Below are 14,155 nucleotides of genomic sequence, written 5' to 3'. Positions count from 1 at the left end.
TTAACAAATACGTGGTAGTTGGTCACCCACCAACATATCAACAACTCTTTCAGTACCAAACACTGTTTTTAACAACACAACTCCTGCAGGTGCAGCAATAACTTCACCAATCATACAGGCATCTTTTCCAGCTGAATGTAACTTCATAGCTGATAAAACAACTTCTGCATGTTCACGTTTTACCACTACCACTAATTTACCTTCATTCGCCAAATACAAAGGATCTAAACCTAAAATTTCACAAACACCTTTGACTTCTTCTCGAATAGAAATACTTGTTTCATTCAGTCTAATTCCTACCTGAGAACTGAGAGCAAATTCATTTAAAACTGTAGCCAAACCGCCGCGTGTTGCATCTCGCATTGCGTGAACTTCAGGACAAACATTAAGAATAGTTTCTACTAAACTATGCAACGGTTGACAGTCACTTTCTATATTCGTTTCTAAAGCTAATTCACCACGGGCTATTAAAATTGCTGTGCCATGATTGCCCAATTCCCCATTAGTAATTATGACATCTCCAACTTGAATATTATGGGCTGAAATATTCACTCCGGCGGGAATTACCCCAATACCAGTAGTATTAATAAACAGTTTATCGGCTGCACCACGATGTACAACTTTGGTGTCACCTGTGACGATTTGCACGTTAGCTTTTTGGGCGGCTAGTTTCATGCTAACAGCGACACGTCGTAAAGTTTCTATGGGTAGTCCTTCTTCTATGATGACACTACAAGTGAGATATAACGGTTTTGCACCACTAACTGCTAAGTCATTAATAGTGCCATTAACGGCTAATTCACCGATGTCGCTTCCGGGGAAAAATAACGGGTCTACTACATAAGAATCTGTAGTAAATGCGAGTCTATCACCTTGTTGGGTGAGATGGGCTAAATTTAGGCTGGCTTGGTCTTCTAATTGGGAAAGAATGGGATTATCAAAGTTATTGATGAAGATATCTTCTATTAAGTCCCGCATGGCTTTACCACCGCTACCGTGAGCGAGGGTGATATGGGTGTCTCGCACTTTGGATGGGCGTTGGCGGGATTTTTGTATGTTTTGAAAGAGGGGGTTTGGGGAGGGAAAAGTCATTTTTTATAACGAACCGCAAAGTACGCAAAGTACACGAAGTAAGAGGGAAAAAATAATTTAAATGCCTTTTTCTTTATGTCTGCCGCTATGTTTGTCAATGTGTAATTGACCGCCTACAGCCCAGTTTTCTCGTTCAAATTCGTCGATGTGGATGGTAATCCATTCTGGTTTGGAACCTAATGTTTCAATGAGTGTGTCAGTAAGTGCTTTTACTAGTTGGCGTTTTTTTTCGACTGAGTGACCTTTGGCAATTTGTACGGTAATAAATGGCATATTATTTTCTCCGTGAATTTAGATGAAGGTTAGGGCTTAACGCAAAATTATTTTTATACTTTGACTGCTTCGTGTTTTTTGCGGTTCGTTTTCCCATATTTGTAATAAGCTGCACAAGCACCTTCCGAAGAAACCATACAAGTTCCAATAGGATTTTCAGGCGTGCAAGCCGTACCAAACACTTTACATTGCCAGGGTTTTAAAACTCCTTTGAGAATTTGTCCACATTGACAGGCTTTGTGATCGGCTACTTTTAAATTAGGCAGTGTAAATTTAATTTCGGCATCAAATTGGGCATATTCGGAACGAATTTTGAAACCAGAATTGGGTATGTCGCCTAAGCCGCGCCATTCAAAATTTTCTCTGACTGTAAAAACTTGATTTATTGCTTGGAGTGCAATTAAGTTTCCGGCTGGTTCTACTAATCTGTTATATTGATTTTCAACTTCGCAACGATTGGCGATAATTTGCTGTAGTACCATCCAAATTGATTGGAGAATATCTATAGGTTCAAAGCCGGAAACAACGATGGGTTTATGATATTTTTGGGCAATGAATTGATAGGGTTCTGTGCCAATTACCATGCTGACATGACCAGGGCCGACAAATCCATCTAGTTGTAAGTCGGGGTTATCTAGTAAGGCTTCCAGGGCGGGAATTACTAGGACGTGGTTGCAAAACATACTAAAGTTAGTGATGTTTTCGGCGGCTGCTTGGAGAATGGTGAGGGCGGTACTGGGGGCGGTGGTTTCAAAGCCTAGGGCGAAGAATACTATTTGTTTCTTTGGGTTATCTCTGGCGAGTTGCAGGCTATCTAATGGGGAGTAGACCATGCGGATATCTGCGCCTGTGGCTCTGGCTTGCAGTAAACTGGTGGTGGAACCGGGAACGCGCATGGTGTCGCCAAATGTGGCCAGGATGACGTTATGATTTTGGGAGATAGCGATCGCATCGTCTAATCTCCCTTTGGGCATGACGCAAACTGGACAGCCAGGCCCGTGTATAAGTTCTATGTTGAGGGGAAGGATTTCTTCTATACCGTATTTAAATATGGAGTGGGTATGTCCACCGCATACTTCCATGATTTTAATGGGTTTTTTTAGTTGTTGGCTGAATTGGGTGATTTGTTTTTGTAGGGCTAGGGCTTTTTCGGGTTCTCGAAATTCGTCTATGTATTTCATGGGGTTATTGGTTGGTGGTGGAGGGTTTTTTTTACGTTCGCGTAGCGTGCGCCGCATACCGCCAAGTCGCCAAGGTCGCCAAGAGAAGATAGGTTTAGTTAGGTATTGTTGCTTGGGCGATGGCTAGTTCTTCTAGTAGTTGTAGGGTTTCGGCTGCTTGTTGTTCGTTGATGCGGTTCATGGCGAAGCCTACGTGTACTAATACCCAGTCTCCTATACAGGTTTCGGGGGGGTGTTGTTCGTCTACTATGCAGGCTATGTTTATTTGGCGTTTGACTCCCGCTATGTTGACTATGGCTAGTTTGTTTTTAATGTCGCTAATTTCAATGATTTGACCGGGGATTCCTAAACACATTTTTTGTTTTCCTGAAAAGGCAGAAGGGGTATTAAGAATCTATAATTTGGGCGGCGGTAATAATGGCTTGTCCCAGTGAGATATTGCCGTCGTTGGGTGGAACTATGCTATGAGTTAAAACTTCTATTTCTAGGTTTTGGAGTTGTTTGGTGATTTGGGTTAATAAAATACAATTTTGAAATACTCCTCCGGTTAAAATTACTTGTTTAATTAGGTTTTCTTGACACAAATGTTTGACTAAATTAACAATGATATGAGCTAAACTTTGATGAAATTTTGTAGCTATGACTGATGGGGGTATCTGCTGTTGCAAGTCATGCAGTAAGGCTTGCCACATAGGTTTGGGGTCTATACAATAAATGCTATCGGAAAAGTTAAGCTGAAAAGGGTAAATTAGCTTTTCTTCATGATTATTTAAGTTGCTGGGATCTGCTAAGGCTTCCATTGCGATCGCAGCTTCTCCTTCATAGCTACATGCTTCTGGATAAATACCGATGGCGGCGGCTACGGCATCAAATAATCTGCCTACGGATGAGGCTACAGGTGAGTTTATTTTTTTGTCTATTAGTTGATTTAGTAGTTTAATAGGTTGTTGTTGGAGAAATTTGATAATCTCTAAATTACTATATTGTTGTTGGCAATCATCCCAAAGATTTGCACTCACTAAGTGGGCATATGTATTTCGCCAAGGTTGATAAGTGGCTTTTTCTCCACCAATCATAGCCACTGGTTTAAATGTTGCTAGTCGCTTAAATTGCCGGTAGTCTGCTAAGAGAAATTCGCCACCCCAAAATGTGTTATCTGTTCCATACCCTAAGCCATCTAAGGCGATGCCTAAAACTGGGGGCGAATCTAAAGGTAAATTATTTTCTGCCATACACGCGGCGATGTGGGCATGATGATGTTGGATATGATGCAGCTTGATTTTATTAGTAAATGCTAATTCTTTACCTAGTTTAGTTGAGAGATATTCAGGGTGTTTGTCAACTGCGATCGCTTGCGGTTGATGGTCAAATAAATTTAAATATAAGTTGAGAGTATCTTGATAAGAATTAAAAGCCGCAGCGTTTTCTAAGTCACCTAAATGTTGAGAAAGAATTGCTTCATTTCCCCGCAACAAACAAAAGGTATTTTTTAACTCACTCCCCATTGCTAAAACTTGCGGAACTTTATCAAATCCTGGTGGTAATTTAATTGGTGCAGGTGCGTATCCTCTCGCACGCCGAAGTATTTGCACTTTATCGTCAATTACCCGCACAACTGAATCATCAACTCGATTGACAATATCCCGATTATGTAAAATAAAATAATCAGCTATAGCACGTAAGTTTTCCCTAGCATCTTGATTATCAATACATTGGGGTTCGTCTGCAATATTTCCACTTGTTAACACAATCGGTCGATTCATGCGCCTTAAAATCAGATGATGCAAAGGCGTATAAGGCAACATAAAACCCAGATAATTTAGTTCTGGTGCGACACTAGGCGCAATAGAAAACTGAGCTTTTTTCTCTTTGTCTCCTTTCCCTACTCCCCACTCCCTACTCTCTACTCCCTTTTTTTGTAATAAAACAATAGGCGCAACTGGACTATTTAATAATTTTTCTTCTTTAGCATTCACAAAACAATATTCTGTAATTACCGCCAAATCTCGCGCCATTAAAGCAAAAGGCTTATGATATCTTCTTTTACGCTGACGCAATTTTTGTACAGCCACCTCTTGAGTTGCATCACAAGCCAAATGAATCCCACCCAAACCCTTAATCGCAACAATTTCACCTCTTTGCAACAAAGTACAAACAGCATCCACATCATCCATCATTGAAAACATAGAAGCCGTCACAGGCTTACCATCAGCACGTTCTAACCAAGCCATAGGGCCGCAAGTATGACAAGCTACAGGCTGGGCGTGAAACCGACGATTTTCCACATCTGCATATTCCCCCTCACACACAGGACACATAGCAAACGCAGACATACTGGTATTGCATCTGTCATAGGGAATCCTCCGAATAATACTCAAACGCGGGCCACAATGAGTACAGTTAGTAAAAGGGTAACGATAAAACCGACTAAAAGGGTCAAAAATTTCTTGTTGACACTGAGGACAAATCGCCGCATCCGGCGCAATTTCTGTACTTATCGAACCACTCACACTTTTTACAATCACAAAATCATCAAACCTCGCCTCCCCTTCATAACGACTTCTAACTATCTCCTCAATCTTCCCCAACCGAGGACATTCTACATATAACCGCCGCACAAATTCCTCAATCGCCCCCTCACTCCCACAAACCCGAATCAAAACACCCTCACCATCATTCCCCACCTCCCCCAACAACCCAAAAGCCCTCGCTAACCGATAAACAGTCGGACGAAAACCCACACCTTGAACAGTCCCCCGAACCCTAACTTCCTCAGTTACCATAAACTATCTTGCCTTCCTTTCTCCGCGCCTTTGCGCCTTTGCGTGAAACACTCTTACCTCATTCCCCACAACAAAACCCGATTATTCCCAGAATCAGCAATCACCGCCGTATCACCACAAACCTGTACCCCATAACACCAATTCAAACTATCCCGCTTCGGCAAACCAAAATCACGATTTTCACCCTTACTTTGAAAATCCCTTTGCCCCACCACCACATCCGCCGCAACACCATTTAATAACAGTAACTCCCGCCTTCTCCATCCTAACAACCGAGAATTAGCAGTATCAGCCACCACCAACAAATCATCAGCCACACCCACACCATAAGGCATACTCAAACTACTAGCATGAGGAAAATAAACCCCCTGATTCATCTCCACACAATTAAAGTTTTTTTGTCCCAATACCACCGCACAAGGAGTATTATTTTCTCTTGGTATCCCCTCCCAAATCATCACCCGATTATTACCAGCATCAGCGACAACCAAATCATCGCCCCACACAGCAATATGATGACACCAACGCATACTCGCAGCCGTCGCCGAACCACCACCATTTTCATTGCGAGATGTCATATTTGGTTGTCCCAAAACTAAATCCGCAGGTTGACCATTTTCTGTAGGTAATTGCTGCCAAATTAACACCCGACGATTACCAGTATCCGCTACAAATAACTGTCCTTGATGATAGAAAACCCCATAAGGCCAGTGCATAGTATTAGCAGCCGCTTCTTGACTTCCCCGATTTGGTTCATTATCAATAAAATTAACTTGCCCTAATACCAAATCCGCCGGTACATGACTATCTACTGGGACATTATGCCAAATCAAAACCCGATGATTCCAAGCATCAGCCACAGCTAAACCTGCACCACAAGCACATATCCCCGTAGGTACACTAAAACTTGCCCTTCCCGGCGTACCCTTAGCATTTTGTCCCTCATGGTAAAAATCTGGCTGTCCAATTACCCAATCAGCCGGTTGACTATCTGCGGTGGGTAAATTTTGCCATCCCAATAAGCGATGATGTCCTGTATCTGATACCCATAAAGGTCCAGTTGGAGATAATAAACAAGCACCACGAGGCCCAAACATATTAATGGGACTAGGTGCTATAGGTATCGCTAATATTTCTGGATCAATAATATTACCTAAAACCACCTCTGCACCCTGAGATGATAAATTTAAAACATGGGAATGTGACGCAGCATTAATACTATTGGGAATATCCATTAACCGCAGATGAACACTGATAACCATTTAAATTCATCGGCGTTATGACGCGTGTATCAGCGGTTGCAGTTTTGCCATCAAATTGAATATTTTGGCAATTTTACAAACACCTTTTCACCTTTAATTTGTACTGGATATGACTGAAGCGAAATTCCCGGAGTAGTTAAACATTCACCTGTGGATAATTTGTATTGAAACCCATGTGATAGACAAGTGATGATACCATTATCTAACTTGCCTCTATCTAAAGGAGTTGCCAGGTGAATACAAGCATTCACATAACAGTTAACTTCTCCACCTTGGCGATATAAAATTAGGGAATTTTTCCCAATTTCACCTGTTAATATCCCAAATTCAGGAATTTGATCAATCGTTGTCACTTTTACCCAAGTAGCCGCCTGGGAAGTTGACGGAATATTTACATCAGCATCAGTAGGAGGATGATTTACTGCAACCACCTGAGTAATTTCCGGGCAATGATTTTTAATTGCTTGTTCCACACTTTGAGTTAAAGTCAAAGTTGAAGTAGGACAATTACTGCAATTGCCAATTAACTTAACTTCCACTGTATCTGGTGGTTTAATTGCTACAAATTCCACATCCCCATCATGGCTTTTTAAGCCTGGGCGAACTTCTGCTAGGGCTGCTTGCACACGTTCTATCAGTGGTGGTTGTGGTGGCTTGACTAATTCATGATAAAGCAGAACTGCATACACAACTTCATCATCAACAGCCTGACGCAATGCTGACATTGATTCTTGTTTTAAGTCTTTAATCAAACGCGTCAATGCTTCTTTATGCAAAGCTTCAATCGCCCTTTTTAACCCCACAGCCACACACCTTTGGCTTTCATCCCACTCAGAGATAATTGCTTCAAAGCGATTGATTTCTTGCACTAATTCTTCAAGTTCTGTCATTAATTATATTAGAAAAAACAACTATGTCAAGCAATGTAAAATAATTGTAATTTAGTTCGTAGTCAGTGGCTCTAGCCCTTATTTGAGGACTAAAGTCCTCACTACAAACCTTTAATTATTTACGACATCATACTTACTTCATTTTGAAGTCTTTTAAGAGGAATGGCATTACTAAACCTGTAGCTAAACTAGCTGTGACTATTGATGACCATAAAGGACAGTTAAATTGCGACAACAATAGCAGAATGATAGAACCAATACTGGATGCGATCGCAATTTTGACAACAAAATCTAAAGGGTCACGAATTAGCTTACCTTTGAAAAATAATTTGGCGGAAAACCAACCTATTTCTATCATTGTTCCTCCTAATAATTTGGTAGTAAATTCAAGACAGTAAAACCTAAAATCATCGCGGGAATCACACCTGCTGGGCCAAATAATGCCCCCAGGGTTGCGGAAAATTGATACCCTATATCTTTACCTCCTAATATCATTCCGCCAATAGCACCCCCAACCATAGATAAGGCTGTTGCTATGACTATCCACGCAAATTCTGTAGCTATGTTTAAGTCGCCAGCTATTAAGCTTGTGAGAAAATCTCTCACGGTAGGATTGTTGAAAATATCTGTCATAATCTATGTTTCTCCTTCAGTAATTATTAGCCCCTAACCGCATTTCTTCTTCCAAATCTTGTATTGCTTGGGCGACTGCTTGGGCTTGTTCTGTTTGTTGATTTTGGGTGAAAATTTGCCAAGCTTCTTGATAGTAAGCACGCGCTTGTAAGAGATTTTGCGGATTACCTGCTTCGGGTTTTTCGGGGTTGTCGGGTAAGTTGAATAAGGCGTTGGCTTTGTTGGAAATTGTGTTAGCGTACTCTAAAGGTGTATCTCTGGGGTTACGCACTTTTAAGGCTTCGTCGTAAGCTGCGATCGCTCGTAAGTTATTATCTAGAGGATGGGAACTCACTAGGTATTGCAAGGCGTTACCCAGGTTGTTTTGCAGCATTGCATATTCTCTAGGATGATCAATCAGGTTAATATGCTTCAATGCAACTTCAAATGACTGTACAGCTAACCCCTGACGCAAGTATTCTCGTTCTGATGCCATCGGCATAGAAAGATAGGCGATCGCAATATTGTTGTATAAAATGGCGTATTCTTGTGGGTAATTTTCCCAGGTAAAGACCCGCAAAGCTTCATTATATGCTTGAATGCTATCTGTAATCCGTGCCAAATTTAACGGTACTAAGGACTGCAACACCAATCCAAAATTCATCTGTGCCTCTGCCACTTCTTCCGGTGAGGCTAATTCCTGTAAAATCGGCAAGGCTTCTTCATAACCTGCTTTTGCTTGCAGTAGTAGTTCCGTCCCCGCATCAGGGATTGCTTGTAAAGTCCCTGACATTCCTACTTGGGTGCGGGCTTTTAACAAAGGATATTCCTCGCCACACATCTCATGGGCGCGGTAATACAAAGAAACCGCATTCCGCAAATCTTGGGCAGTTTTCGGCTGCTTTTGAAAACCTTGTGCAATCTCGATCAGCATTTGGATTTTTTCTGCTGTCGTGGCTGACTCGGATGCAATAGCTGCGATCGCCGCCTTTACTGCTGAATCTGTAATGCTAGGGGTCATAACTGCCGTACTCTAACCAATTTGGGAATTGAGAATGTCAACGCCCACCAAAGATAGAGACACGCGATCGCGTCTAATCAGGGGCTATACCGATTTACGCAGGTTGTGAGTAGTTCAGGCGTTCCCCTCTGTTGCCTGAAAGTAGGGGGCTAGGGGCTAGAGGCTAAAGGTTAGAGGCTAGAGACTAGAAAAATTTATCTAATACTTAATACCTGATACCTAGTACCTAATACCCAATAGTTATTCCCTACCATTGAGTGAATCAATTTTTTTACTATAGGATAATCTACTGACAAAATTCTAGGGGGGAATTGCTAATATTAATGTCAGCTTTAAATACTTAAAGTTTTGATGAATTTATTTCCTCTAAAAATTTAACAATTTTGCTCATAAAATCATGAAAAATGTTTTTTATTTGACATACTTATTTTTCATTTTATGTATTCATCAACTCTTTTATGGACTAGCCCCTAGCCCCTAGTCTCTAGAACCCCACGAATAATTAATTTTTATTTAATGAAAGATAATTATCCAAAAAACCATTTTATATTAAAAAATAAATACTAATAAACAGGTGATACTCCACAAGCTTTATCACTCAGATCATGCATGGTAAACAATCGAAAAAATATGTAGCTAATGACTAATGTACTATGGCTGCAAGGTGGTGCTTGTTCTGGTAACACCATGTCTTTTCTGAATGCCGAAGAACCGACAGTCTGCGATTTAATTGCTGATTTTGGTATTAAGGTACTTTGGCATCCATCTCTAGGATTGGAACTAGGCAACAACTTACAAACACTCCTATGGGATTGCATCTTGGGCAAAATTCCCCTCGATATTTTGGTATTTGAAGGCAGTGTAGTTAATGCCCCCAATGGTACCGGCGAATGGAATCGTTTTGCCGATCGCCCGATGAAAGATTGGTTAACTGACCTTTCCCAAGTAGCCAACTTCATCGTTGCCGTGGGAGACTGTGCTACATGGGGCGGAATCCCAGGCATGTCACCCAACCCCAGCGAATCACAAGGTTTACAGTTTCTCAAGCGTCAAGAAGGTGGTTTTTTAGGCAAAGATTTTGTTTCCAAAGCCGGATTACCTGTCATCAATATTCCCGGATGTCCCGCCCATCCTGATTGGATTACGCAGATATTAGTGGCGATCGCCACCGGACGCATAGCTGATATCGCCCTAGACGAACTACATCGTCCTCAAACTTTCTTCAATACATACACCCAAACAGGCTGTACCCGTAACGTTCACTTTGCCTATAAAGCATCCACAGGTGAATTTGGTCAACGTAAAGGCTGTCTGTTTTACGACTTGGGTTGTCGTGGCCCCATGACTCACTCATCCTGCAACCGCATTTTATGGAACCGCGTTTCCTCCAAAACCCGCGCGGGGATGCCCTGTTTAGGTTGTACAGAACCAGAATTTCCCTTCTTTGACCTCCAGCCAGGAACCGTCTTTAAAACCCAAACAGTTATGGGGGTTCCCAAAGAATTACCGCCAGGAGTCAAAAAGAAAGATTACGCCGTCCTGACAATGGTCGCCAAAGATACAGCCCCACCTTGGGCAGAAGAAGACTTTTTTACAGTTTAGGAGAGGCTAGGGGCTAGAGGCTAGGGACTAGAGAAAAAACCCCTACTCCCCACTCCCTATTCCCTACTCCCTTACAAATTAGGAGAGGAGAATGACAATTCAAACACTAGATATTTCGCCTGTTGGTAGAGTCGAGGGCGATTTAGATGTCCGAGTAGATATTGAAGATGGGCGGGTAGTTAACGCCTGGACACATGCGGAACTGTTTCGGGGATTTGAAATTATCTTACGCGGTAAAGACCCCCAAGCCGGCTTAATTGTGACGCCGCGTATCTGCGGTATTTGTGGCGGTTCCCATCTGACTAGCGCATCCTGGGCGTTAGATACAGCTTGGGGGACGCAAGTTCCTCGCAATGCGATTTTGGCGAGAAATTTGGGTCAAATTGTGGAAACCATCCAAAGTATACCCCGCTATTTTTATGGTTTGTTTGCTATCGACTTGACTAATAAAAATTACCGTAGTAGTCGTTTTTATGAAGAGGCTTGTCGCAGGTTTGCGGCTTACACTGGCACATCTTACGAAATCGGTGTGACTATTTCCGCTAAACCAGTAGAAATTTATGCACTGTTGGGCGGACAATGGCCTCACAGCAGTTATATGGTGATAAATTGCGGAAGTGCTTATATAGCCAGGATTTGTAAGGATAGGTGCAATGATTCCCTGATTTTTCCTTAAATCAGGCGATTCTGAGATGGTATCTAGCAGCCAATCTATTGATTTTTCTCTGCTAAAAGTTATTTATTTGGTTTTCTCAGACATTACCTAATTCTTCCCTACATTACCGCCCCCAACCCTAAAATCGTCTAAACTCAAAGTGTCCGCCAACTGCCAAAATCCCATGCCTCGCTGGTTCAATATCGCAGGTCCATGTAACCCTGAAAAGCACTACACCCTCTCAGCCACAAATCGTCTCTCTGACTTATCAATGCTGATTGAACAAGAAAGCTATTTTGTCCTTCATGCACCGCGACAAACGGGGAAAACCACGGCAATGTTAGCCCTAGCACAGCAACTTACCGATACAGGACGCTATGCAGCAGTAATGGTATCGGTAGAGGTGGGAAGTGCATTTAATCATGACCCAGGTGCGGCAGAATTGGCGATTTTGGGAACTTGGTATGATACGATTTCTATCCGCTTATCTAATGAATTGCAACCACCTGTTAAGCAATGGCAAAAGGAAGAACCAGGAAACAGAATTAAGGCTTTTTTGCAAGGTTGGGCAAAAGCTTTACCTCGACCTTTGGTAGTATTTATTGATGAAATTGATTCTTTACAAGACCAAACACTAATTTCAATTTTACGACAGTTAAGAGATGGTTTTCCTAATCGTCCAGAAAATTTTCCCTCATCTGTAGGATTAATTGGTTTAAGGGATGTGCGAGATTATAAAGTAGCATCCGGTGGTAGTGACAGATTAAATACATCCAGTCCTTTTAATATTAAAGTCACTTCCATTACCCTGAGAAATTTCAACGCCGAAGAAGTTGCAGAACTATATCAACAACACACAGCAGCAACAGGACAAATTTTCACACCAGAAGCCACAGCAACAGCCTTTGATTTAACTCAAGGACAACCTTGGTTAGTGAATGCCCTTGCTAAAGAAGTTGTGGAAAAAATGGTTAAAGATAGAAGTATTGCTATTACTAAAGAACACATTTTACAGGCAAAAGAAATATTAATTGCCCGTCAAGATACTCATCTTGATAGTTTAGCTGAACGCTTACGAGAACCAAGGATAAAAGCGATTATTGAACCAATGTTAGCAGGTTTAGAATTGGGGGATATACCCAACGATGATATTCAATTTGTGATTGATTTGGGTTTGTGTAAAATGCACCCCCAAGGTGGATTAACTATTGCTAATCCCATTTATCGGGAAGTTTTACCCAGGGTGTTAACGGTGACACCAATGGCTTCTCTACCAAGGATTGCACCAACTTGGTTAACCCCGGAAGGGGAGTTAAATATAGATGCGTTACTTGCAGCATTTCTCAAGTTTTGGCGACAGCATGGGGAACCGTTATTAGGTAGCACTGGCTATCATGAAATTGCCCCCCACATTGTATTAATGGCGTTTTTGCATCGTGTGGTTAATGGTGGTGGCATTTTAGAGAGGGAATATGCAATTGGTAGTGACAGAATGGATTTATGTCTGCGTTACAAAGGTGTGACGTTAGGTATTGAGTTAAAGGTATGGCGGGAGAAAAAGCGCGACCCCCAAACTGAGGGTATTGAGCAGTTAGAATCCTATTTAGGGCGTTTGGGGTTGGATTTTGGTTGGTTATTTGTGTTTGATAGGCGTAAAAATGCCCTCCCAATGGAGGAACGTTTATCAACTCAGGTTGTGTTGACACAAAATCAACGCAGGATTACTGTGATTCGGGCTTGAGTATTTTGCTAGGAAGCAGCTAGGTGAATTTTCATATTTCAGAAATCTTCTATGTCTGTCAAAAAGTCTGCCTCTTCTTCATGAGTTTTTTCATTAGATTGCTCCTTTGCTTTCAACTCTCGATCAATTTGGTCAACAAGATTTACCACCCTAACAATAGCTTCATTAACTTTTGCCGTATCAATATCGATTTCTTTACCTTTTTTTGTTTTGCCATTTCTATGCACTAAATCATGTCTAATTCCTATATCACTTTGAACTTCCGAAAAGTCTGGAAATGAAATAGCTAGAGTCGATTCATACATTTTTTTAACTTTGGCAAGGTTATGATAAATCACCCCTAGCATTGCTTTTTTTGCTATTTCCTCGGCTTGATCAGCACGTTCTAATAGCTCATTCATTCCTAGCTTTTGTTCCTTAAAGTCCTTAAACGAAGCAAAAAAAGATCTAAGATACGATTTCTTTGACAAAACAGTATTTATGAATGCGTCAGATAAATAAGTCTCAAGGCAAGCTATCGTGCCAATATGAATTTGCCTTTTTAGCATTTTCTGTGCATTTAAATCATCAATAGCAAGGCTATTTAGAACTCGAAGACTGGCAATCTCATCAGAAAAAGTACGATAAAACTCAGTGTTAGAAAGAATTGCATCTAGCTGATCTTCGTAGGGATCATAGTCCTCATCAAGGCTGGTTGACCAAATATCATCAAAATCTTGGAGTAATTCTCCGCCTTTTACTTCAACCTCTGTACTCTGGATAGATCCAATCGGGTACTCCCAAACATCCCACTCAACCTCAACACAATTTCCTTGCTCACTTTCTAAATAAACGGATGAATAATAATGAACTTCCGCACCCATCGATCTTTCTTCAGCGTCATCACCAATTTCCCATTCCAAGTCGTCGCCACTGACTTCAAGGACTTCACCTGTATCTGGTATCAGTATTTTTGCTTTTCCACTACACCGGATAGTCGTTGCTACAAACAATCCAATTTCAGGGACTAACAGTTAATCTTAAAACAACCACCACCTATAGCC

General features: G+C 41.5%; 13 protein-coding genes and 1 pseudogene. 3 read left to right on the top strand and 11 right to left on the bottom strand.

The window, feature by feature from the left end; all coding sequences use genetic code 11:
• From hypE to ACM0OT_RS22110, 10 genes are all read right to left on the bottom strand, one after another.
• Positions 1–1,092 carry a hydrogenase expression/formation protein HypE gene (hypE, locus tag ACM0OT_RS22155; RefSeq protein WP_414566545.1) on the bottom strand — a complete coding sequence of 364 codons (1,092 nt, stop codon included), beginning with the start codon at positions 1,090–1,092 and terminating at the stop codon, positions 1–3.
• Positions 1,093–1,149: 57 nt separating this feature from the next.
• Positions 1,150–1,365 carry a tautomerase family protein gene (locus ACM0OT_RS22150; RefSeq protein ID WP_414566544.1) on the bottom strand — a complete coding sequence of 72 codons (216 nt, stop codon included), beginning with the start codon at positions 1,363–1,365 and terminating at the stop codon, positions 1,150–1,152.
• Positions 1,366–1,418: 53 nt separating this feature from the next.
• A complete protein-coding gene (hypD, locus tag ACM0OT_RS22145) occupies positions 1,419–2,546 on the bottom strand; it encodes a hydrogenase formation protein HypD (RefSeq protein ID WP_414566568.1) in 1,128 nt (375 codons plus the stop codon).
• Positions 2,547–2,640: 94 nt separating this feature from the next.
• The gene (locus ACM0OT_RS22140) at positions 2,641–2,901 is read right to left on the bottom strand and encodes a HypC/HybG/HupF family hydrogenase formation chaperone (protein ID WP_414566543.1); all 261 of its coding nucleotides are present in this window, start codon (positions 2,899–2,901) and stop codon (positions 2,641–2,643) included.
• A gap of 31 nt (positions 2,902–2,932) precedes the next feature.
• Positions 2,933–5,329, bottom strand: a complete 2,397-nt coding sequence (gene hypF / locus ACM0OT_RS22135; protein WP_414566542.1) for a carbamoyltransferase HypF — start codon at positions 5,327–5,329, stop codon at positions 2,933–2,935.
• Between the two features lie 53 nt (positions 5,330–5,382).
• The gene (locus ACM0OT_RS22130; protein ID WP_414566567.1) at positions 5,383–6,564 is read right to left on the bottom strand and encodes a hypothetical protein; all 1,182 of its coding nucleotides are present in this window, start codon (positions 6,562–6,564) and stop codon (positions 5,383–5,385) included.
• Positions 6,565–6,641: 77 nt separating this feature from the next.
• On the bottom strand, positions 6,642–7,481 hold the full coding sequence (locus ACM0OT_RS22125) for a NifU family protein (RefSeq protein ID WP_414566541.1): 840 nt from the start codon (positions 7,479–7,481) through the stop codon (positions 6,642–6,644).
• Between the two features lie 133 nt (positions 7,482–7,614).
• Entirely contained in the window at positions 7,615–7,839 is a 225-nt protein-coding gene (locus ACM0OT_RS22120) for a hypothetical protein (RefSeq protein WP_414566540.1), read from the bottom strand.
• An 8-nt stretch (positions 7,840–7,847) separates the two neighbouring features.
• Positions 7,848–8,114, bottom strand: a complete 267-nt coding sequence (locus ACM0OT_RS22115) for a hypothetical protein (RefSeq protein ID WP_414566539.1) — start codon at positions 8,112–8,114, stop codon at positions 7,848–7,850.
• 16 nt (positions 8,115–8,130) lie between these two features.
• Positions 8,131–9,114: a hypothetical protein gene (locus ACM0OT_RS22110; protein ID WP_414566538.1), complete on the bottom strand. Its 984-nt coding sequence runs from the start codon at positions 9,112–9,114 to the stop codon at positions 8,131–8,133.
• Positions 9,115–9,753: 639 nt separating this feature from the next.
• On the opposite strand from ACM0OT_RS22110, the gene ACM0OT_RS22105 reads away from it, so the two are divergent.
• The 3 genes and pseudogenes from ACM0OT_RS22105 (at position 9,754) to ACM0OT_RS22095 (ending at position 13,112) form a co-directional block, all read left to right on the top strand.
• Positions 9,754–10,716: a hydrogenase gene (locus tag ACM0OT_RS22105; RefSeq protein ID WP_414566537.1), complete on the top strand. Its 963-nt coding sequence runs from the start codon at positions 9,754–9,756 to the stop codon at positions 10,714–10,716.
• Positions 10,717–10,807: 91 nt separating this feature from the next.
• A pseudogene (locus ACM0OT_RS22100) lies at positions 10,808–11,320 on the top strand (nickel-dependent hydrogenase large subunit); the annotation flags it as partial.
• 235 nt (positions 11,321–11,555) lie between these two features.
• On the top strand, positions 11,556–13,112 hold the full coding sequence (locus ACM0OT_RS22095; protein ID WP_414566536.1) for an AAA-like domain-containing protein: 1,557 nt from the start codon (positions 11,556–11,558) through the stop codon (positions 13,110–13,112).
• A gap of 38 nt (positions 13,113–13,150) precedes the next feature.
• Here the strand turns inward: ACM0OT_RS22095 and ACM0OT_RS22090 are convergent, their stop codons facing one another.
• On the bottom strand, positions 13,151–14,104 hold the full coding sequence (locus ACM0OT_RS22090; RefSeq protein ID WP_414566535.1) for a hypothetical protein: 954 nt from the start codon (positions 14,102–14,104) through the stop codon (positions 13,151–13,153).
• Positions 14,105–14,155 lie beyond the last annotated feature (51 nt).

This window comes from Anabaena sp. CCY 9613 (genome assembly GCF_963920895.1).
In the GTDB taxonomy this organism is placed as follows: domain Bacteria; phylum Cyanobacteriota; class Cyanobacteriia; order Cyanobacteriales; family Nostocaceae; genus Cyanocohniella.
This window is presented reverse-complemented; position numbering and strand designations above follow the sequence as displayed.

Coding starts and splice junctions, on each gene's coding strand:
- hypE (WP_414566545.1), bottom strand. CDS start 1,092: ATGACTTTTCCCTCCCCAAACCCCCTCTTTCAAAACATACAAAAATCC.
- ACM0OT_RS22150 (WP_414566544.1), bottom strand. CDS start 1,365: ATGCCATTTATTACCGTACAAATTGCCAAAGGTCACTCAGTCGAAAAA.
- hypD (WP_414566568.1), bottom strand. CDS start 2,546: ATGAAATACATAGACGAATTTCGAGAACCCGAAAAAGCCCTAGCCCTA.
- ACM0OT_RS22140 (WP_414566543.1), bottom strand. CDS start 2,901: ATGTGTTTAGGAATCCCCGGTCAAATCATTGAAATTAGCGACATTAAA.
- hypF (WP_414566542.1), bottom strand. CDS start 5,329: ATGGTAACTGAGGAAGTTAGGGTTCGGGGGACTGTTCAAGGTGTGGGT.
- ACM0OT_RS22130 (WP_414566567.1), bottom strand. CDS start 6,564: ATGGATATTCCCAATAGTATTAATGCTGCGTCACATTCCCATGTTTTA.
- ACM0OT_RS22125 (WP_414566541.1), bottom strand. CDS start 7,481: ATGACAGAACTTGAAGAATTAGTGCAAGAAATCAATCGCTTTGAAGCA.
- ACM0OT_RS22120 (WP_414566540.1), bottom strand. CDS start 7,839: ATGATAGAAATAGGTTGGTTTTCCGCCAAATTATTTTTCAAAGGTAAG.
- ACM0OT_RS22115 (WP_414566539.1), bottom strand. CDS start 8,114: ATGACAGATATTTTCAACAATCCTACCGTGAGAGATTTTCTCACAAGC.
- ACM0OT_RS22110 (WP_414566538.1), bottom strand. CDS start 9,114: ATGACCCCTAGCATTACAGATTCAGCAGTAAAGGCGGCGATCGCAGCT.
- ACM0OT_RS22105 (WP_414566537.1), top strand. CDS start 9,754: ATGACTAATGTACTATGGCTGCAAGGTGGTGCTTGTTCTGGTAACACC.
- ACM0OT_RS22095 (WP_414566536.1), top strand. CDS start 11,556: ATGCCTCGCTGGTTCAATATCGCAGGTCCATGTAACCCTGAAAAGCAC.